Annotated in this window: 19 protein-coding genes; 9 read left to right on the forward strand and 10 right to left on the reverse strand. The window is 64.2% G+C overall.

Going from position 1 to position 19,517, the window contains the following annotated elements; translation table 11 throughout:
• Positions 1–152 precede the first annotated feature (152 nt).
• The 4 genes from ACK2SD_RS04325 to ACK2SD_RS04340 all read right to left on the reverse strand — a co-directional run bounded on the left by ACK2SD_RS04325 (position 153) and on the right by ACK2SD_RS04340 (position 3,639).
• Positions 153–650, reverse strand: coding sequence for a GreA/GreB family elongation factor (locus ACK2SD_RS04325; protein WP_412461445.1), 498 nt, complete (start codon positions 648–650; stop codon positions 153–155).
• A 67-nt stretch (positions 651–717) separates the two neighbouring features.
• The gene (locus ACK2SD_RS04330; RefSeq protein WP_304484833.1) at positions 718–1,074 is read right to left on the reverse strand and encodes a hypothetical protein; all 357 of its coding nucleotides are present in this window, start codon (positions 1,072–1,074) and stop codon (positions 718–720) included.
• Positions 1,075–1,220: 146 nt separating this feature from the next.
• Positions 1,221–3,074 carry a DUF4105 domain-containing protein gene (locus ACK2SD_RS04335; protein WP_412461446.1) on the reverse strand — a complete coding sequence of 618 codons (1,854 nt, stop codon included), beginning with the start codon at positions 3,072–3,074 and terminating at the stop codon, positions 1,221–1,223.
• A gap of 76 nt (positions 3,075–3,150) precedes the next feature.
• A complete protein-coding gene (locus ACK2SD_RS04340; protein WP_039580305.1) occupies positions 3,151–3,639 on the reverse strand; it encodes a DUF3015 domain-containing protein in 489 nt (162 codons plus the stop codon).
• Between the two features lie 250 nt (positions 3,640–3,889).
• Here ACK2SD_RS04340 and ACK2SD_RS04345 point away from each other — a divergent pair, with 250 nt between their 5' ends.
• The 4 genes from ACK2SD_RS04345 (at position 3,890) to ACK2SD_RS04360 (ending at position 8,263) form a co-directional block, all read left to right on the forward strand.
• Positions 3,890–6,328, forward strand: coding sequence for a Lon protease family protein (locus ACK2SD_RS04345; RefSeq protein WP_412461447.1), 2,439 nt, complete (start codon positions 3,890–3,892; stop codon positions 6,326–6,328).
• Between the two features lie 162 nt (positions 6,329–6,490).
• On the forward strand, positions 6,491–6,829 hold the full coding sequence (locus ACK2SD_RS04350) for a hypothetical protein (protein ID WP_029614217.1): 339 nt from the start codon (positions 6,491–6,493) through the stop codon (positions 6,827–6,829).
• Between the two features lie 94 nt (positions 6,830–6,923).
• Positions 6,924–7,412 (forward strand): TIGR00645 family protein, encoded by a 489-nt coding sequence (locus ACK2SD_RS04355; RefSeq protein WP_412461448.1) that lies wholly within the window; start codon positions 6,924–6,926, stop codon positions 7,410–7,412.
• Positions 7,413–7,645: 233 nt separating this feature from the next.
• Positions 7,646–8,263: an FKBP-type peptidyl-prolyl cis-trans isomerase gene (locus tag ACK2SD_RS04360; RefSeq protein WP_029614215.1), complete on the forward strand. Its 618-nt coding sequence runs from the start codon at positions 7,646–7,648 to the stop codon at positions 8,261–8,263.
• Positions 8,264–8,344: 81 nt separating this feature from the next.
• Here ACK2SD_RS04360 and ACK2SD_RS04365 read toward each other — a convergent pair whose 3' ends face one another.
• The 3 genes from ACK2SD_RS04365 to ACK2SD_RS04375 form a co-directional block, all read right to left on the reverse strand.
• The gene (locus ACK2SD_RS04365) at positions 8,345–8,590 is read right to left on the reverse strand and encodes a hypothetical protein (protein ID WP_029614214.1); all 246 of its coding nucleotides are present in this window, start codon (positions 8,588–8,590) and stop codon (positions 8,345–8,347) included.
• Between the two features lie 149 nt (positions 8,591–8,739).
• Positions 8,740–9,081, reverse strand: a complete 342-nt coding sequence (locus ACK2SD_RS04370) for a zinc ribbon domain-containing protein YjdM (RefSeq protein ID WP_029614213.1) — start codon at positions 9,079–9,081, stop codon at positions 8,740–8,742.
• A gap of 169 nt (positions 9,082–9,250) precedes the next feature.
• Positions 9,251–10,219, reverse strand: a complete 969-nt coding sequence (locus tag ACK2SD_RS04375) for a polyprenyl synthetase family protein (protein WP_412461449.1) — start codon at positions 10,217–10,219, stop codon at positions 9,251–9,253.
• Between the two features lie 244 nt (positions 10,220–10,463).
• Here ACK2SD_RS04375 and rplU point away from each other — a divergent pair, with 244 nt between their 5' ends.
• From rplU to ACK2SD_RS04400, 5 genes are all read left to right on the forward strand, one after another.
• Positions 10,464–10,778, forward strand: coding sequence for a 50S ribosomal protein L21 (gene rplU / locus ACK2SD_RS04380; RefSeq protein WP_029614212.1), 315 nt, complete (start codon positions 10,464–10,466; stop codon positions 10,776–10,778).
• A 37-nt stretch (positions 10,779–10,815) separates the two neighbouring features.
• Positions 10,816–11,073, forward strand: coding sequence for a 50S ribosomal protein L27 (gene rpmA / locus ACK2SD_RS04385; RefSeq protein ID WP_029614211.1), 258 nt, complete (start codon positions 10,816–10,818; stop codon positions 11,071–11,073).
• Between the two features lie 188 nt (positions 11,074–11,261).
• Positions 11,262–12,485, forward strand: coding sequence for an Obg family GTPase CgtA (cgtA, locus tag ACK2SD_RS04390; RefSeq protein ID WP_039580292.1), 1,224 nt, complete (start codon positions 11,262–11,264; stop codon positions 12,483–12,485).
• Positions 12,486–12,700: 215 nt separating this feature from the next.
• Positions 12,701–13,819 carry a glutamate 5-kinase gene (gene proB / locus ACK2SD_RS04395; RefSeq protein WP_039580289.1) on the forward strand — a complete coding sequence of 373 codons (1,119 nt, stop codon included), beginning with the start codon at positions 12,701–12,703 and terminating at the stop codon, positions 13,817–13,819.
• Between the two features lie 11 nt (positions 13,820–13,830).
• Complete coding sequence (locus ACK2SD_RS04400) at positions 13,831–14,289, forward strand: CreA family protein (RefSeq protein WP_412461450.1); 459 nt, start codon at positions 13,831–13,833, stop codon at positions 14,287–14,289.
• Between the two features lie 248 nt (positions 14,290–14,537).
• Here ACK2SD_RS04400 and mksF read toward each other — a convergent pair whose 3' ends face one another.
• Genes mksF through mksB form a run of 3 tightly spaced genes read right to left on the reverse strand, consistent with a single transcriptional unit; the run spans position 14,538 to position 19,349 of the window.
• On the reverse strand, positions 14,538–17,369 hold the full coding sequence (gene mksF / locus ACK2SD_RS04405) for an Mks condensin complex protein MksF (protein WP_412461451.1): 2,832 nt from the start codon (positions 17,367–17,369) through the stop codon (positions 14,538–14,540).
• Positions 17,366–18,073: an Mks condensin complex protein MksE gene (gene mksE, locus ACK2SD_RS04410; protein WP_029614188.1), complete on the reverse strand. Its 708-nt coding sequence runs from the start codon at positions 18,071–18,073 to the stop codon at positions 17,366–17,368. The genes mksF and mksE overlap by 4 nt, the downstream gene beginning before the upstream one ends.
• Entirely contained in the window at positions 18,063–19,349 is a 1,287-nt protein-coding gene (gene mksB / locus ACK2SD_RS04415) for an Mks condensin complex protein MksB (protein ID WP_412461452.1), read from the reverse strand. The genes mksE and mksB overlap by 11 nt, the downstream gene beginning before the upstream one ends.
• Positions 19,350–19,517 lie beyond the last annotated feature (168 nt).

Consider the following 19,517-nt stretch of genomic DNA (forward strand, 5'->3'; position numbering starts at 1 on the left):
ACCTACGGGCAACGTTCGCGATCGCGTCCCAGGCGGTTTTCCACGCAGCATCACCAGTGTCAAGGCGCCTGGAGCTTCTGCGCACATGGCCTTTGCGAGCCAGGCCTCAGAGATGGCGAGGCAGCGAGACGCGGTGATGACGTGGCGATCACTCAGCCACCGATCTCAACGGCCAGGATTGCGATGTTCACATCGCCCATAGGCCTGCGCCACAGCACCTCATCGCCCGGCTTGGCCCCCAGCAACGCACGACCCAATGGCGAGCCCCAGTTGATCAGGCCGTGTGCTGCATCGGCCTGGTCTTCGCCGACCAACTGCACGGCATGCTCTTCATCCTGCTCGTCGACGAACCGCACGCGGCTGCCGATCTGCACCTTCTCCTGTGAATGGGCAGGCGGCACCACGTGGGCGCTTTGCACCCGCGCACGGAAGTAGCGCAGGTCGCGCTCGGTGTCGGCCAACTGCTGTTTGTCGGCGCGTTCGCCTTCGGCCTTCAGGCGGCTGCGCAAAGCCTCAAGATCAGCGACGCGTTGCTGCAGTTGTGCCAGTCCGCTGGCGGTGACGTAGTTGGGTTGGTCGCTGACCTGGCGTTCCACCGGCTGGCTCGCCTGGGCGGCGGCCTGGTCCTCGTTGACGAATGCTCGACTCATGAATGGCCTCCTTTATCAGCAGACCATGGTGGGGGAGGCGGGGTTTCAGCGGATGCCTGTGGCCGACTCAGTTGTGGCGATAAGCGCGCGCAGCGTCACGGTCTTTTTCCTGTTGCCAATCGCGGTCACGCTCATCCCAGTAGCGCTCGCGGTACTGGCGGAGGTCTTCACTGTTCTGCATTGCGTTGCACTGGCGAAAGCCATCGTCCCAGCCGGTTTCATACTGGCGTTCGTGCAGGTAGCGCGGCACGTCCTTGCGAAAATCGCCGACCATCAACCCCGCCGCCTGGCGACCGCTGCCGCAGCCGTCCTGAAAACCGTCGGCGTAGGCGGGCGGATAGCCTTGATGGAGCATCTGCTCGTGGGTGGACTGGCAGCCAACCAGTAGCAGGGTGAAGCACAGAGCGAAGCCATACCGCGACATGGACACTGGACCTCCGGGTGATAAGGAGAGTCTAGGCCGGGAATTGTCGCGGCGATGTCAAAATGCCGTAACCGGATTGCGAACTTTACGCGGTGCCTACCGAGGTGGGGTGTTCATCCGCGAGGCCGGCAGTCTTGGGGACAGGCTCAGTACTGGTACCACTTCAACTCGAGCATCACTTTGTTCTGTGCGCTGGCCAGGTGGCTGAACTCGCGCTTGGCGCTGAGCCGCAGGCCCAGATTCTGGGAAATTTCCCACTGCTGGTTCAGGCTCAGGCTGCGACGCACTTCGCCATTGGTGAAGTAGTCACCCTTGGCTTCCAGGGTCATGTTGCCCAAGCCGTTGCGCCACAACAGGCCGCCATTGAAGCCGGCCGCTGGCGAGACGAATTCGGCGAAGTCGTTGTTGTGCTCGACGCGGACCGTGCCCAGGGCAAAGCCGAGCAGCCCATCGGCCAGTTGCCAGGTCCCACCGCCACCGCCGTTGACGTGGCTGACCAGCACCTCGTCGTCGTGTTTGCCCGGTACCCGTTCCAAGCCGCCTGCAACCTGCCAGGACCAGGGCTTGAGCAGCTCGTTGCGTGGCGTCAGCGAGCGGATGGTGGCCAGGTCCAGTCGCTGGACCTGCCATTCATTGTGTTCGTATTGACGCAGCTTGAGCTGGAGGATCTCGATCTGCGCACCCAGCGGGAAGCCATAGGCGTTGTCGTTGAGGTCGTGGTAGGCCATGCGCAGGCCGTACTCGGCGAAGGCACGGTCCTCGCGGGTGCCGACGCCCAGTTGCCAGGTGCGCGACTGGTGACCGTCTTCGGGCAGGCCCGGGCGCTGGATGTCCAGCGGTGGTGGCGGGTTGCGGTTGATCGCCCGCAGCAGCTCGAAGCTGCGCTTGGCTTGCTCGGGGTCGCGTTCCTGGCCGGTAGCGCGGTAACGCTCCAGGCGATAGGCGGCGTCCTGCACCAAGGCCTGGCGCTCGCGGGGCAGGGCGGTGAAGGCCGGGCTTTGCAACTGCGCGGTGTCGGCGCTCACCGCCAGCACTTGCTGTTTCTCGTCGTGATCGAGCGGCTCGGCGCGGGCCAGCAATTCGCGCTCGCGCGAGGGCCGGTAGCGCACGTCCGAGACCAGGCCGGACTGCTTGACCGCCTTGACCGTGTCGGTGGGGATGGCGGTAAGCGGGAACTGCGAGGTCAGGTCGAGGCCGGGGCGCGCCACTTGCAGCAGCTCCAGCAACCGGTAGGAGCAGTTCTCGTCGAAGAAGAAATAGTCGAACTGCACCTGCTTCAGTTCCCACACGTGCTCGACCATGCGCCCGGTCTCTTCCGGCGTCAGGTCCAACTGGTACTCCCACAGGTCGCGGTTCTCCAGGCTGCGGTACTCGGAGAGTTTTTCCTGGTACGGCATCATCGCGAACAGTCCCGGGTAGCCGCCCATCAGGCCTTTCCAGGCATAGAGGATGCTGTTGTCGCTGCCTTCGATGTAGGCGCCGAAGTTGATCGCGTAGCTGAGCAGCGTAGTGTCGTTACTGCGGGTGTCGGCCTTGTCGATGCGCAGCAGGGTGTGGCCGAACATCGAGGACGGGCTGTTCAAGTACGCCGCCGGGAAGATCAGCACCGCGCTGTGCGGCGCCACGTCAGCGTACCAGCGCTGGTACTCCTGGCAGTCCGGCGTGGGCAGGTCGGTGAGCTGCAGTTGCTCGCGCAGCCAGCGGGTGCGCGCCGGGAAAACGCATTGGGCGTGCTTGTCGCCCAGGCTCGCCGGCGCGTACAGCGCATCGACCGTGGCCCGCAGCTCGCGGTCCGGGTGATGGGCGCCATCGCCGGCGAGAAAGAATTTGTCATCGTCCACATAACTGCGCCAACCGCCGAGCTTGGCGGTCTCGTAGTGGCCCAGGGCGATCCAGTAGCGATCGGCGGCCAGGCGTTGCACGCGGGCTTCGTCCAGCGAAGGGGTCGCATAGGCGGGCGCGCAGGCGCATAGCGTCAGGTAGGCGAGGCGTTTGAGCATGTGGGGCAACTACTTCTGAAAGGTGCCAAAGGAAGGCGAACGAATCCCGCCCCGTGTGGGGCGGGATGGGCCGAACTTACGCCTCGGTGGCGTACTTGGCCAGTTGCGGGTCGTTTTTCAGAACAGCGATGGTGTTGCTGTGAACGTCTTCGGCAGTGACGTTGGCGCTGCTGAAGATCTGCTGGAAGTGGTCGTGAGTGACCGAGGCGAAGCGCGCGCGGTCTTCTGGTTTCACGCCCATGACCACGGCGTAGGTGGTCAGGGCTTCGCCCTGGCCTTGCGCCATGTCTTCGGACAGCTCGTTCATGGTGCCGTTCATGGCCAGCCAGGATTTGCCGCCGTAGGTCAGCGCAGCCTTGGTGGAGCAGCCGTTGGTGCCGGAGGTCATGCCGAAGGTGGCGTTACCGGAGGTGCCGTTGGTGGTGGAAGCCAGGAAGTGCGCCGGCGTGCCGCGCTGGCCTTCGAACAGCAGGTTGCCCCAACCGCAGTTCGGGCCGCCTGGCGCTTCTGCCATGGCGTTGATCGAAACCGCGGCGAACAAGGTACCCAGAAGAATCCGTTTCATAGCGTTATTCTCTTTTTCGATACGTATCAATGATCAGGGTTGTCTGGCAGTTCATTGCCAGGCGGGAAAGCATGATACCCACCCGCGCAGTTTGGAGTTTAGGCGCTAACCATTAGTTGCGTCAGCGATTGCGAAAAATTCTATTGCACGCGCTTTTTGCGCTGCGACATAAAGTCTCGGCGAGCCTTGCCAGGCGCGCGCTCACAGCCCCAGAATGCCTTCATCCGCCCCGCCGAAGTAAGGAAACCCGATGCCCGATCCCGTTGCCGCGCGCCTGCGTCTGGCGCCCGAAGCCCTGACCCGGCGTTTCACGCCCGAGCAGTTCGCCTTCACCCACACCGACGATCTGGAGCCGTTTCGCGGAGTACTGGGCCAGGAACGTGCCGTCGAGGCCCTGCAATTCGGCGTGGCCATGCCGCGGCCTGGTTACAACGTCTTCGTGATGGGTGAGCCGGGCACCGGCCGCTTCTCGTTCGTCAAACGCTACCTGAAGGCCGAGGGCAAGCGCCAGAAGACGCCGTCGGACTGGGTCTACGTCAACAACTTCGACGACCTGCGCGAGCCGCGCGCCCTGGAGTTGCCGTCAGCCAGCGCCAGCGAGTTCATCGCTGACATGAATGGCCTGATCGGCAACCTGCTGGCGACCTTCCCGGCGGTGTTCGAACACCCGGCCTACCAGCAGAAGAAAGGCGCCATCGACCGCGCCTTCAACCAACGCTACGACCGCGCCCTGGATGTGATCGAGCGGGCGTCGCTGGAAAAGGACGTGGCGCTGTACCGCGACGCCAGCAACGTGGCGTTCACCCCCATGGCCGACGGCAAGGCGCTGGATGAAGCCGAGTTCGCCCAGTTGCCCGAAGAGGTGCGCGAACAATTTCACGAGGACATCGCCGCGCTGGAGGAGCGCCTCAACGAGGAGCTGTCCAGCCTGCCGCAGTGGAAGCGCGAGTCGAACAATCAACTGCGCGAGCTCAACGAAGAGACCATCACCCTGGCCCTGCAACCGCTGCTGGCGCCGTTGTCGGAGAAGTACGCCGAGAACGCGGCGGTGTGCGCCTACCTGCAATCGATGCAGTTGAACCTGCTGCGCACCGTGGTCGAGCAACTGGTCGACGATGCCAAGACCGACGCCGTGGCGCGCAAGATGCTCGAAGAGCAATACGCGCCGAGCCTGGTGGTCGGTCATCCGCTGGACGGCGGCGCGCCGGTGGTGTTCGAGCCGCATCCGACCTACGACAACCTGTTCGGGCGCATCGAATACAGCACCGACCAGGGCGCGCTTTCCACCTCTTACCGGCAACTGCGCTCCGGGGCTCTGCACCGGGCCAACGGCGGCTTCCTGATTCTCGAAGCCGAGAAAATGCTCGGCGAGCCCTTCGTCTGGGATGCCCTCAAGCGCGCGTTGCAATCGCGCAAGCTGAAGATGGAGTCGCCGCTCGGCGAATTGGGGCGTATCGCCACCGTCACCCTCACGCCGCAGATGATCCCGCTCAACGTCAAGCTGGTGATCATCGGCTCACGCCAGCTCTATTACGCCCTGCAGGACCACGATCCAGATTTCCAGGAGATGTTCCGCGTCCTGGTCGACTTCGACGAAGACATGCCGATGGTCGACGAGAACCTGGAGCAGTTCGCCCAGTTGCTGCGCACGCGCACCAACGAGGAAGGCATGGCGCCGCTGACCAGCGATGCGGTGGCGCGCCTGGCTACCTTCAGCGCACGCCTGGCGGAGAACCAGGCGCGGCTGTCGGCGCGCGTCGGCGACTTGTTCCAGTTGGTCAGCGAGGCCGACTTCATTCGCCAACTGGCCGGTGACGAGATGACCGACGCCGGGCACATCGAGCGGGCGCTCAAGGCCAAGGCCACGCGCACCGGTCGGGTGTCGCAGCGAGTCCTCGACGACATGCTCGCCGGCATCATCCTGATCGACAGCGAAGGCGCAGCCATCGGCAAGTGCAACGGCCTGACCGTCTTGGAGGTGGGCGACTCGGCGTTCGGCATGCCGGCGCGGATCTCGGCCACGGTCTATCCCGGTGGCAGCGGCATCGTCGACATCGAGCGCGAAGTCAACCTCGGTCAGCCGATCCACTCCAAGGGCGTGATGATCCTCACCGGTTACATGGGCAGCCGCTACGCTCAGGAATTCCCCCTGGCCATTTCGGCGAGCATCGCCCTGGAGCAGTCGTACGGTTACGTCGATGGCGACAGTGCCTCGCTGGGCGAGGCCTGTACGCTGATCTCGGCGTTGTCGCGCACGCCGCTCAAGCAATGCTTCGCCATCACCGGATCGATCAACCAGTTCGGCGAAGTGCAGGCGGTTGGTGGGGTCAACGAGAAGATCGAAGGCTTCTTCCGGCTGTGCGAGGCACGCGGCCTGACCGGCGAGCAGGGGGTGATCATTCCGCGCGCTAACGTCGCCACGCTGATGCTCGACGAGCGCGTGCTGCAGGCGGTGGAGGCGGGGCGCTTCCATGTGTACGCCGTCAGCCAGGCCGACGAGGCGCTGAGCTTGCTGGTGGGCGAAGAAGCCGGCACGCCGGACGAAAACGGCGAGTTCCCCGAAGGCAGCGTCAATGCGCGTGTGGTGGAACGCCTGCGGGTCATCGCCGAGATGATCAGCGAGGACGACATCAAGGACGCCGAGAAGGAACGGCTGGAAGAGATGGTGGCCCAGGCCAAGCCCGCCTGAGTCAACAAACCGGCGCTTGCGGCCAGTGGCTACCGTTCGGCGCCGGTTTTCCAACTCGACCTGTAGGCGTCTAGGCTGGAACTATGGACGCTTTCAGGGTTCAGGATGAAAACAGCCTGCCGGTCGCAGGCTGAACAGGGCTTTGAAGGAGGGGACGCTGCCATGCGCAACCTCAGCCTTACCCGCCAGTGCCTCGGCCTGGTGACCCGTATCGAGTGCAGCATTCGTCCGCTGGCCGGTGACAATGGCCTGTGGACCTTGCTGTTCGCCGCCGGCATGGCCGGTGAGCAGCCATCGGCCATCAAGGCCCAAGGCCCGTTTCACGGTCCGCAGGTGGCCGAATCGGTGATGAACGCCGTGGTCGACAGCCTCACCCTGCACGGCTACCAGCTCAGCGATGACCCACAGATCTGGTGCCTGCACCTGCAGGCGCAGTTGCGTCAGATCAATGGTGACCGCTGCCGCAACCTGGGTGACTACCGCTTCCGCCCAGACAACTGAACGTCGCTGAGGCAACGCTGCGGGCTTTTGCTGTCATAGGTGGCTGGCTATACTCGCGCGCCCTATGTGCGTCATTCACGAGTCCCTAGCCTCCATGGAACGTATTCTCGAAAATGCGATGTATGCCTCACGCTGGCTGCTCGCGCCGATCTACTTCGGCCTGTCCCTGGGCCTGCTGGCCCTGGCGCTGAAGTTCTTCCAAGAAGTAATCCACGTATTGCCCAACGTCTTCTCACTCAGCGAAGCCGACCTGATCCTGATGATCCTGTCGTTGATCGACATGTCACTGGTCGGGGGCTTGCTGGTGATGGTGATGATCTCCGGCTACGAGAACTTCGTCTCGCAACTGGACATCGACGACAGCAAGGAGAAGCTCAACTGGCTGGGCAAGATGGACTCTTCGTCGCTGAAGATGAAAGTCGCCGCCTCCATCGTCGCCATCTCCTCGATCCACCTGCTGCGGGTGTTCATGGACGCGCAGAACATCTCCACCGAGTACCTGATGTGGTACGTGATCATCCACATGACCTTCGTGGTGTCGGCGTTCGTCATGGGCTACCTGGACAAGCTCACCAAACATTGAGCGGCAAGTTTCAAGCTTCAAGCGGCAAGAAAGAGCGGATAGGTGATGGGCTCTCGCTTGTAGCTTGTAGCTTGTAGCTTGTAGCTTGTAGCTTGTAGCTTGTAGCTTGTAGCTTGTAGCTTGTAGCTTGTAGCTTGTAGCTTGCCGCTGGCAGCGTCCCGCTGCCCGGTGTTAGGCTGCTCGCCCTTTTGACGAAGGGCGCGGATGTCAGGCGCCCTCAAGTGGAGCGAGCAATGTCCGAACTGAATCTGTCCACCGACGAAACCCGCGTCAGCTACGGCATCGGCCGTCAGCTGGGTGGCCAACTGCGTGACAACCCGCCACCGGGCGTGAGCCTGGAGGCGATCCTGGCGGGCCTGACCGACGCCTTCAATGGCGCCGACAGCCGTGTCAGCGAGGCGGACCTGTCTGCCAGCTTCAAGGTCATCCGCGAAGTGATGCAGGCCGAAGCGGCGGCCAAGGCCGAAGCCGCTGCTGCCGTTGGCAAGCAGTTCCTGGCCGACAACGCCAAGCGCGAAGGCATCACCACCCTGGCCTCGGGTCTGCAGTTCGAAGTGCTGACCGCCGGCAGCGGCGCCAAACCGAGCCGTGAAGACAACGTGCGCACTCACTACCACGGCACCTTGATCGACGGCACCGTGTTCGACAGCTCCTACGAGCGCGGCCAGCCAGCCGAATTCCCGGTCGGTGGCGTGATCGCCGGTTGGACCGAGGCGCTGCAACTGATGAATGCCGGCAGCAAATGGCGCCTGTACGTGCCGAGCGAACTGGCCTATGGCGCCCAAGGCGTGGGCAGCATCCCGCCGCACAGCACACTGGTGTTCGACGTCGAACTGCTCGACGTTCTGTAAGACCGCTGCGTATTCATCCCAGGGTAAGCCCGTGCCGGCAGGCGGCGGGTTCACCCTGGGATGTCGTCGGCCCTGCCACACTCAATTCCAATCGGTTCCGCCAGGGCGCAACGCCCGTGCATAGCAGAACAGGAACAGGTTGCGCACCACCTCTTTCAGCACCCCCGGTTCACTCGAATTCAGCCCAGTGAGATCCAGGTCGCCCTGGTCGCGCAGTTCGTCGAGCGCTTCTTCTTCGAGCACGGCGCAGACTTCGCCAGTCTCGCGGTGCAGGATGCGCAGGTAGGGATGGGGACGGTCGAGCCAGGCGTCGATCAGGTAGGTCATGGCAATTCTCCTTGGAGAGCGATTTCCAATGAGAATAATTCTTATTATCAGAATAGCAAGTGTCTATTAGCCGAATTCTGCCAAATGGTGCAGCGGACCCCGTTGCAGGACCCGGCCGGACCGCCCGTGGGCAGCCCGGCGGCGGCAGGTCAGACCTTGCGTACGAACTCGGACTTGAGCTTCATGGCGCCGATACCGTCGATCTTGCAGTCGATGTCGTGATCGCCATCGCACAGGCGGATGTTCTTGACCTTGGTGCCGACCTTGACCACCAGCGACGAGCCTTTGACCTTGAGGTCCTTGATCACGGTAACGGTGTCACCGTCCTGCAGGACGTTGCCGACCGAGTCCTTCTTCACCACGTCGTCGCTGGCCACCTCGGCTTCGCCGCTGGCCGACCATTCGTGGGCGCATTCGGGGCAGATCAGCTGGGTGCCATCCTCGTAGGTGTATTCGGAGTTGCAGGCGGGGCAGGGCGGCAAAGTGCTCACTTCGGTTCCTTGGTAGATAGGGGGATCAAAGGCGCACATTGTATAAGGTTTTGCCGCGCAGAGGTATTTTCTCTGGGCCAACGCAATCGCGGGGCAGGCGCGCTCCCACAGGATGACGACGATCCTGGGAGCGGGCTTGCCCCGCGATAAGCACGATGGGGTCTATCGGTCAGTGCGTACGCGCGACCGCAAACTCGCTGAGCTCCACCAGCGCATCGCGATACTCGCTCGCCGGCAGCACTTCCAGGCAGGCGATGGCGCGGGCGACGTAGTCGCGGGCCAGGTTCGCGGTGTAGTCCAGCGCGCCGGAGGCTTCGACGGCCAGGCGGATCTGCTCGAGGTCTTCCAGGCCGCCTTTCTGGATGGCCTGGCGCACCAGTGCGGCCTGCTCGGCAGTGCCTTCGCGCATGGTGTAGATCAGTGGCAAGGTGGGCTTGCCTTCGGCCAGGTCGTCGCCGACGTTCTTGCCCAGGGTCTCGGAGTCGCCCTTGTAGTCGAGCAGGTCGTCGACCAGTTGGAAGGCCACGCCCAGGTGGTCGCCGAAGGTACGCAGGGCTTCACGCTGCTGCTCGCTGGCACCGGCCAGCGCCGCGGCGCTGTGGGTGGAGGCCTCGAAGAGCATGGCGGTCTTGCCGCGGATGACGTCCATGTACACCTCTTCACTGGTGCTGGCGTCACGTACCCGCGACAGTTGCAGCACTTCACCCTCGGCAATCACCCGGGTGGCCTTGGAGAGGATCTGCATGACCGACATCGAGCCCAGTTCGACCATCATCTCGAACGAACGCGAATAGAGGAAGTCGCCCACCAGCACGCTGGGCGCATTGCCCCACAGGGCATTGGCGGTGGAGCGGCCGCGGCGCATGCCGGACATGTCCACCACGTCGTCGTGCAGCAGCGTGGCGGTGTGCAGGAACTCGATGGTCGCGGCCAACAGGCGCAGGTCGTCGCCTTCGCGGCCCAGGGCCTTGCCGCACAGCAGTACCAGCAGCGGGCGCAGGCGCTTGCCACCGGCCGATGTGATATAGTCGCCGATCTTCGATACCAGCGGCACGCGCGAGGTCAGCTGCTTCTTGATGATCTCGTCGACGGCACTGAAATCGTCAGCCACCGCGCGGTAGAAGGATTGGGGTTGCATCGGCTGCTCCATTGAGGTTGCGCGGCATGCTAGGTCGCGGGTCCCGGTGTGTCAAGGCGCGCCGCCTGCGCCGCAGGGCCGGCACTTGCAAGGCTTCGACCGGTTGCGTACAATCGCGCACCCTAACTTCCTGGGCAGCACCTGCCTTACGCAATTGCACCGGGCCGTTCCAGCCTCGTGCAGCCATGCCAGCCAATACTCATCATATAAAGCGCTGGGTGAGCAGGATTATCGGAGATTCAAAATGTCCTACGCAGTAATCGTTACCGGCGGCAAGCAGTACAAAGTCGCTGAAGGTGAATTCCTCAAGATCGAGAAACTGGAAGTCGCCACTGGCGAATCCGTGACCTTCGATCGCGTTCTGCTGGTTGCCAACGGTGACGCCGTCACCATCGGTGCTCCAGTCGTTGCTGGCGCTAAAGTAGTGGCCGAAGTCGTTTCGCAAGGCCGCCACGACAAGGTTCGCATCATCAAGTTCCGCCGTCGTAAGCACCACATGAAGCGCATGGGCCACCGCCAGTGGTTCACCGAAATCAAAATCACCGGTATCCAGGCTTAATTGCCACGATCCCCTGAATTTATTGGAGAATTGAACCATGGCACACAAAAAAGCTGGTGGTAGTACTCGTAACGGTCGCGACTCAGAATCGAAACGCCTTGGCGTGAAGATGTATGGCGGCCAGGTCATCAAGCCGGGCAACATCATCGTCCGTCAGCGCGGTACCGAATTCCACGCTGGCTACGGCGTTGGCATGGGCAAGGACCACACCTTGTTCGCCAAGATCGACGGCGTGATCAAGTTCGAGAAGAAGGGCGAGTTCAACCGCCGCTATGTGAGCATCGTCGCCGCCTGATCGCGACGTCGCTCCAGAAGCCCCGTCATGCGACGGGGCTTTTTCGTTTGTGGTGAGCCTCTTGCAAAGCTGTTTGTCTGGGCTGCCGGCGTTGGTTTCTGGTTCGTACGGGGCCGCCGCGCTCATTTTTGCAAGAGCCTCAAGGTTTTCTGGTTTTCAACTCGTCGTTCGGCGAGAGGCGGTTTTGAATGAAGTTTGTTGACGAAGTATCGATCCGGGTAAAAGCCGGTGACGGCGGTAATGGTTGCATGAGCTTCCGCCGCGAAAAATTCATCGAGAACGGTGGTCCCAACGGCGGTGACGGTGGCGACGGCGGCTCGGTGTTCATGGTGGCCGACGAGAACCTCAATACCCTGGTCGACTACCGCTACACCCGCCACCACGAAGCCCAGCGCGGGCAGAACGGCGGCAGCACCGACTGCACCGGCAAGAAGGGCGAGGACCTGTACCTGCGCGTGCCGGTCGGCACCACGGTGATCGACGCCTCCACCCAGGAGATCATCGGTGACCTGATCACCCCCGGCCAGAAGCTGATGGTCGCCCAGGGCGGCTGGCACGGCCTGGGCAACACCCGCTTCAAGTCCAGCACCAACCGTGCGCCGCGACAGACCACGCCAGGCAAGCCGGGCGAGCAGCGTGACCTGAAGATGGAAATGAAGGTGCTGGCCGATGTCGGCTTGCTGGGTCTGCCCAATGCGGGCAAGAGCACCTTCATCCGCTCGGTCTCGGCCGCCAAGCCGAAGGTCGCCGACTACCCGTTCACCACCCTGGTGCCGAACCTGGGCGTGGTCAGCGTCGACCGCTGGAAGAGCTTCGTCATCGCCGACATCCCCGGCCTGATCGAAGGGGCTTCCGAAGGCGCCGGCCTGGGTATCCGCTTCCTCAAGCACCTGGCGCGTACCCGCGTGCTGCTGCACCTGGTCGACCTGGCGCCGCTGGATGAAAGCAGCCCGGCCGATGCCGCCGAAGTGATCATCAACGAGCTGGCGCAATTCAGCCCGGCGTTGGTCGACCGCGAGCGCTGGCTGGTGCTGAACAAGGCCGACATGATCATGGACGAGGACCGCGACGCGCGGGTCAAGGAAGTGGTCGAGCGCCTGAACTGGGAAGGCCCGGTCTACGTGATCTCGGCCATCGCCAAGCAGGGCACCGAGCAGCTCAGCCACGACCTCATGCGTTACCTGGAAGACCGCGCCGACCGCCTGGCCAACGATCCGGCCTATGCCGCCGAGCTCAACGAGCTCGACCAGCGCATCGAAGACGAGGCCCGGGCCCAGTTGCAAGCCCTGGATGACGCCCGCACCCTGCGCCGCACCGGGGTCAAGAGCGTGCATGACATCGGCGACGATGACGACTGGGACGACTTCGAGGACGACGAAGACGGCCCGGAAATCATTTACGTGCGCGACTGACCGGTTGCAGTACACTGAACGCCGCTCTTCGAGTAGTGTGCCGTGATCAGGCTTGGGCGTTGAGCCCATCGCGGGACGAGCCCGCTCCCACAGGTCCGCTGCGATCCTTGTGGGAGCGGGCTTGTCCCGCGATGGCCTCAACACCCTCTCACGGTACGCCGCTCGAATGAGCGGCGTTTTGGTATCTACAGATTCGACATGGGTTGGAAGAGAAGATGCGAAGCAAGGTGACGGGCGCCCGGCGCTGGGTCGTGAAGATCGGCAGTGCGCTGCTGACCGCCGACGGCAAGGGCCTGGATCGTGGTGCGATGGCGGTCTGGGTCGAGCAGATGGTGGCGCTGCGCGAAGCGGGCGTGGAACTGGTGCTGGTGTCCTCCGGGGCCGTGGCCGCGGGCATGAGCCAACTGGGCTGGACTGCCCGACCGAGCGCGATGAACGAGTTGCAGGCTGCCGCGTCCATCGGCCAGATGCGTCTGGTGCAGGCCTGGGAGTCGAGCTTCGGCGAGCACGGCAAGCACACCGCACAGATCCTCCTGACCCACGACGACCTGTCCGACCGCAAGCGCTACCTCAACGCCCGCAGTACCCTGCGCACCCTGGTCGATCTGGGTGTGGTGCCGGTGATCAACGAGAACGACACCGTGGTCACCGACGAGATCCGTTTTGGCGACAACGACACCCTGGCGGCGCTGGTGGCCAACCTGGTCGAGGCCGACCTGCTGGTGATCCTCACCGACCGCGACGGCATGTTCGACGCCGACCCGCGCAACAACCCCGAAGCCCAGCTCATCCATGAAGCCCGCGCCGACGACCCGTCGCTCGACGCCGTGGCCGGCGGCACCGGTGGCGCGCTCGGTCGCGGTGGCATGCAGACCAAGCTGCGCGCCGCGCGCCTGGCAGCCCGTTCCGGTGCCCATACCATCATCATCGGCGGGCGCATCGAGCGCGTGCTCGATCGGCTCAAGGCCGGCGAGCGCCTGGGCACGCTGCTGTCGCCCGAGCGCGGCATGCTCGCGGCGCGTAAACAGTGGCTGGCCGGCCATCTGCAGACCCGTGGCACGCTGGTGCTCGATGCCGGTGCCGTCAAGGCCCTGCGCGAGTCGCACAAGAGTCTGCTGCCGGTCGGCGTGAAGACCGTGCAGGGCAGTTTCCGGCGCGGCGAAATGGTGGTCTGCGTGGGCCCGGACGGTCTTGAAGTGGCACGCGGCCTGGCCAACTACAGCGCCCTGGAGGCGCAGAAGATCATCGGTCAGCCGTCCGATGCCATCGAGCGTCTGCTGGGCTACAGCGCCGAGCCGGAGCTGGTGCACCGCGACAATCTGGTACTGGTCTGAGGAGTTCGCACATGCTGAAAAGGATGATTGCCGTGGCCGCGCTGGCGCTGCCGATGGCGGCTGGGGCCGATGAAATCGGTCAGGTGTCGACGGTGTTCAAGTTCCTTGGGCCGAATGACCGCATCGTGGTCGAGGCCTTCGACGATCCCAAGGTGGAGGGTGTGACCTGCTACTTGTCGCGGGCCAAGACCGGCGGGGTGAAGGGAGGGCTGGGCCTGGCCGAAGACCGCGCCGAGGCCTCCATCGCCTGCCGTCAGGTCGGGCCGATCAGCTTCAAGACCGAGCTCAAGGACGGTGACGTGGTGTTCAAGGAGCGCACCTCGCTGGTGTTCAAGACCATGCAGGTGGTGCGCTTCCTCGACAAGAAGCGCAACACGCTGGTGTATTTGGTGTACAGCGACCGTATCGTCGAAGGCAGCCCGCAGAATGCGGTGACGGCAATTCCGATCCGGCCGTGGGCGCAACAGTGAAACTGCGCTGATGTTGCGCTCGATGACGCTGGAGTCGAGCGCGCCACTGTAGGAGCGGCCTCGTGTCGCGATCGGGCGCGAAGCGGCCGCAAATCTGGCGACCGAGATCTTCCTGAAAGTCCGCAGTGGCTGATTTCACGGCCGCTTCGCGCCCGATCGCGACACAAGGCCGCTCCCACACGTGTTTGAACTGCGTCCCGAACGTAGAGGGGTGTCCAACATTTGGGGCGCAGCTCATCTTCACGATATCAGGCCAGTTCCTCGGCGTGATCCTCCCGCACGATCGCCTTCTCCACATCCCGCCGACTGATGTACTTCCAGTCCGATTCGTCGATGTAGATCCCGTTCGGCCCGCTGCCGCCCTCCAGGTCGATCGCCACGTGGGCCGACACCTGCGGCTTCACGCTTGCCAGGATCGGCACGAAGCCCAACTGCTGGCTGGTCTCCAGCAACGCCGCCTGGTTGCGCTCGTCGATGTCTGCCGCTTCGTCGAGGTAATACGGCAGGCGGATGCGGCCGGCCAGGTCGCGATCCATCAGGTGCAGCAACAGGTACATGTTGGTCAGCGCCTTGATGGTCATGGTGGTGCCGTTGGAGGCGGCGCCGTCGATGTCGGCGTGGATCACCGGCTGGCTGTTGATCTTGGTGATCTCGAAGGCCAGTTCGAACAGGTCCTTCAGGCCCAGCTGGTTGTGGTTGGCCGCCACCAGTCGCGCCAGGTACTCCTTGGCCTCTTCGTTCTTGTTGTCCTGCTCGGCGTTCTGCGTGAGGTCGAACACCGACAGGGTCTCGCCTTCCTCGTACTGGCCGGCGCTGTGGATGATCTGGTCGATGTGCTTGAGCGCTTCCTTGTTCGGCGCCAGCACCACGCGGAAGCTCTCCAGGTTCGACACCTGGCGGCGGTTGATCTCGCGGTTGAACAGGGCCAGTTGGTGCTCGAGGCTGTCATAGTCGCTGCGGATGTTGCGCAAGGTCCGGGCGATGTCGGTGACGGCGGCGCGGCGGGCCTTGGCCAGGGTCAGCGCTTCCTCGGTGCGGTGCGAATAGGCGTTGATCAACAGCGACAGGCGGCGCTCCATGTCGTCTTCGCTGTCGAACTTGGCCACGCCCTTGAGGCGCACCTGGGCATACAGCGCCTCGATCTGGTTGTCCACGCGCTGCAAGGCCTGCCAGCTGTCCTGGTAGTCGTTGAGCAGCGGCAGCAGGTTGTCCATCGAGTCGTCCACCGGCTCCATGAACGGCGTGCCGAACGGCAGGTCGGCCGGCAGCAGTTGGCGGCGACGCAGGGCGTCGTCGAGGGTGCGTTGTTTGGCTTCCATGTCGGCGATCTGGCGGCCGACCAGTTGCAGCTTGGCCGACAGTTGCTGGACGCGCTCGGTAAACGCGTCGCTGGAGCGCTTGAGTTCGTCCTGGGCCGCTTCGAACTGGGCTAGCTGTTCGAGCTTCTCTGGCTCTTCTGCGCTCAGCGTTTCGCTGCGGCGGAAGTCTTCCAGGGCCTTCTGCGCGTCCAGCACCTGCTGGTACAGCGCCTCAGTCTGGGCCTTGCTCGCGGCGCGATCCAGGGCCACGGCCTGCTGGGTCTTGAGCTGGCGCAGCTCTTTTTCCAGGCGCTCCTTCTGATCGCGCAGGGCGGCGCGGTCGGCCAGGGCCTGCAGCGCTGGCGGTTCGATGTGCGACAGGTCGATGGACAGCCCCGGCACCTCGAAACGTTCGCCCTTGAAGCGGTCGAGCACCTGCTCCAGGGTGCTCACCCACTGATCGCCGTCGTCCACCTCGATGCCGCGCTCGCCCAGCGGCAGGCTGAACAGCGCGCCATTGAACAGGCGCATCAGGCGGTCGACGTCCTGCTGCGAGAATTCCTCGCGCAGGCGCGCATAGCTGTTGTTGTCGGCGTGCTCGAGCTGCTGCTTGACGGCCTTGAGGCGTTTTTCCAGGTCGCGCACGCGCTCGTCGAGGTCTTCGGCGGAGAACTGGCGCGACTGCGCCAGGGCGCCGGCCAGTTCGTCGTGAGCGTCCTTGGCCGCCAGCAGTTGCTGCTCCAGCACCTTGACGTCATCGACCAGGGCGAAGCGGTGCTTGAGCACCGACAGCTCGCCAAGCCAGCGCTGGATGCCGGTGATCTCCCGCTCCAGGCGCATCAGTTCCTGGGTACCGCCGCGCTGGTCGTTCTGCAGGGCGTCCTGCTCGGCCCGGTAGTGCTCGGCCTGGATCACCAGTTCGTCCTTGCGCGCGGCCGCGTAGTCCTGCCAGGTGCCGAGCAGGCTGTCGAGCAGCGGCGAGAGGCGGTGCAGCTTACCGCGCAGAATGTCGCGCTGAGCCACGCCACCGGCCAGGGCCTCGACCAGCGGACCGGCCGCGACCAACGCGTTGTAGTCCTGCTCCATGCGTCGCACGTCGCGGAAAGCTTCTTCGCACGCCGCGATGTAGTCGACACTGCCCGAGCGCAGGCTGTGCTCGAAGGCGTCGAGGAACAGTTGTTTGAGCTTGGCGGCGGTGATCTCGCGCATGTGCAGCAGGTTGATGAACAGTGCGCGGAAGGTCTTCAGGCTCTGTTCGCTGGTCGAGCGCAGCGGAATCAGGGTGAGGTCCAGCGGCACCGAGGTGTGCCCGCCCACCAGCAGCCGGCGCAGTTCGTCCGGCTTGAGCTCGTAGGCCTTCAGGCCATTGCGCTCCAGGTTGGTGAACAGCTCCTTCTGGCGCAGGCAGGTGTCGTCTTTCTGGTAATGGGCCAGGTCCAGTTCACCCTGGTAGGCGAAGAACTGGTGACCGAAACCGCCACCGGGTCCACGGCCGACCACGCCGATCACGTGCGGGCCGTGGGGCAGGTTCAGTTCGCAGAGGATATAGCTGGTGTCGCTGGCGAAGTAGAACCGCCGCGACTGCTCCAGGCTGTACTTACCGAAGGCCATGTCCGACATGCGCGCCAGAATCGGGAATTGCAGCGCGTTGATCGATGCCGATTTACCCAGGTTGTTGGCGCCGTACACCGACAGCGGGTGCTCCAGCGGGAACAGGCCGAGGCTGTAGCCGGCGGTGTTGAGCAGTGCGAAGCGGCGAATGCCGTAGCGTTCCTGGCTCATGCGTCAATCTCCTGTTGCTCTTCGCGGATGGCACGGGCCAGGGCGTCTTCTTCGGACTCCTCGCCGTCGAACGGCGTCAGGTCCAGCGGGTCGTCGGTGCGGTGCAGTTCTTCGGGTGTTTCTTCCTCGATCAGCACCGGTGTCGGCAACGGCAGGTCGCTGTGCAGGGTGGCGGCCAGGTCGCGGTCCTGCTGGACCGACAGGCACACGTCGAGGAAACGGTGCATCGGCGGCAGGAAGCGGTAGATGCCACCTTCCTCGAAGGCGAAGCCCAATTGCGTCATGCGCCGCAGGATTTTTTCTTCGAGCTCCTCGACCGTCTGCACCTCGGCCTGCAGGAACAGGTCGCGGTACTTCTCCAGCAGCGAGGGCAACTCGTCGCGGCCGATGCTGCCGCCGTCGAGGACGGCGATCGGGTCGCGGCCCTGGTCGGCCAGGTGCTCGACCAGGATGAAGGTGAACAGTGCCAGGCGTTGGGCGGTCTTGTTCACCTGCGCGGCGGCCTGTTCGGGGACGAAGTAGTAGAAGCCGCGGGTGTCGCACACCAGTTCGAAGCCCAAGGCCTTGAACAGGCTGCGGTAGGCATCCTGGAAGTTCGACAACTGGGCGTACAGTTCCGGGTCGCGGCGGCTGATGTGGAAGCCCTTGAACAGCTCGCGGAAGATCGGCGCGAGCTGGGACAGTTCGGAAAGATCAAGATGCATGGATGGGACTCGCGGTGGATTCGGTGGCGGCCGGCGAGGGCTCGCGGCTGGAGGTCAGGGCGAAGGAGCGCAGGCTGACCACGTGTTCGCGGGTGAGATAATCCTGGCGCTCCAGGCGCGCGCGGCTGAAGCGCTTTTCACGCGACAGGCGCGAGAACCAGTACAGCAGTTCGTCGGTGGCGCCTTCGGGCTCCTGCTCCAGCAACCAGACCATCAGGTCGGGCAGCGGCAGGGCGTCTTCGCAGCGTTCGAGCATTTCCTTGACCGTGCGTGGCGCGCGCGGCAGCGGGCCTTTGTCGGTCCTGTGCGCCTTGGGGAAGCGCGCCGGCTTGGGCTCGAAGCGGGCCAGCGCATACACATAGGCCTCGACCTGGCTGGCGCTGCCAAGGAAGGTGCTCTGCGGTCGGGTGAACAGCGGCATGGCCGCCTGTGGCACGGCATCCAGGCCTTTCTTGCGGATCACCGACAGGGCCAGCGCCGCGCCGCGGGTCACGGCGTTGTGCCGACGGGCTTCCTCGCGCAGCGGCAGCAGCAGTTCACGGGCATGGCGCAGGGTGAGCTGGGCGCTGGTCTGCATCTCGAGGATGCGCGCGTGGGTGCGCAACAGCATGTCGTCGTCGACCAGATGACCCAGGCGCGCCTGCTCGCCGAGCAGGCGCAGCAGCACGGTCTCGACCTTGCGTACGCCCTGCTCGAAGGCGCCGTCGGCATTGACCAGCTGGATCATCGGCTCGACGTATTCGTCCCAGGTCGCCAGCACTTCGGCGTAGCGTTGGCGCAGGGGGATCTGGCGGTTGCTGGTCTTGGCCCGTTCGGCCACGGCCACCAGCGCCTGCTCGTCGTTATCGAGCTTCTTCAGCACGTCACGCACGCGCATGTCGAGCAGGCGCAGTTGGCGCGCCAGGTCGTCGCTGTCGCGGTTGTCGAAGGCGTCCTGGATATGCCCGGCCAGACGTTCGAGGTGGCGCAGGTAGGCTTCGATCTCCAGGCACAGGCCCAGGCGGTGCTCGCGGCGCAGGTAGGCGAGAAAATCGTGGATCTGCGCGTTGAGCTCGAAGCGGTTCGGGCTCTTGGCCACCGGGACCAGGATGTCCAGGCGGATCCACACGTCGAGCAGTTGGGTGATGTCCTGCGCGGTGCTCTCCACCTGCTGGCGGGCCAGTTGCTGGCGCAGCTCGACCAGGCTCAGGGTGCCCTGGTCGAAACGCTCGCACAGCGGCTCGATCAAGGCCCAGTGTTCGGCTAGGGCGCGCAGGACGCGCTTGGGTTCGATCATTGGCGGGTCGACTCGTTGCCAAATAAAAGCGGCGATTGTACTGCATCAGGGGGGCAGGGTTTCACCCCTTGGTCCGGGTTTTGCCCGGCCTGGGTGGCCTGGTCGCGGATGAACCCGCGCCTGGGCGGTGCGCGCGGCCTCGGAAGCGGGATTGGCTCGGAAAATTTC

Source organism: Pseudomonas sp. SC11 (assembly GCF_047039205.1).
Lineage (GTDB): Bacteria > Pseudomonadota > Gammaproteobacteria > Pseudomonadales > Pseudomonadaceae > Aquipseudomonas > Aquipseudomonas boreofloridensis.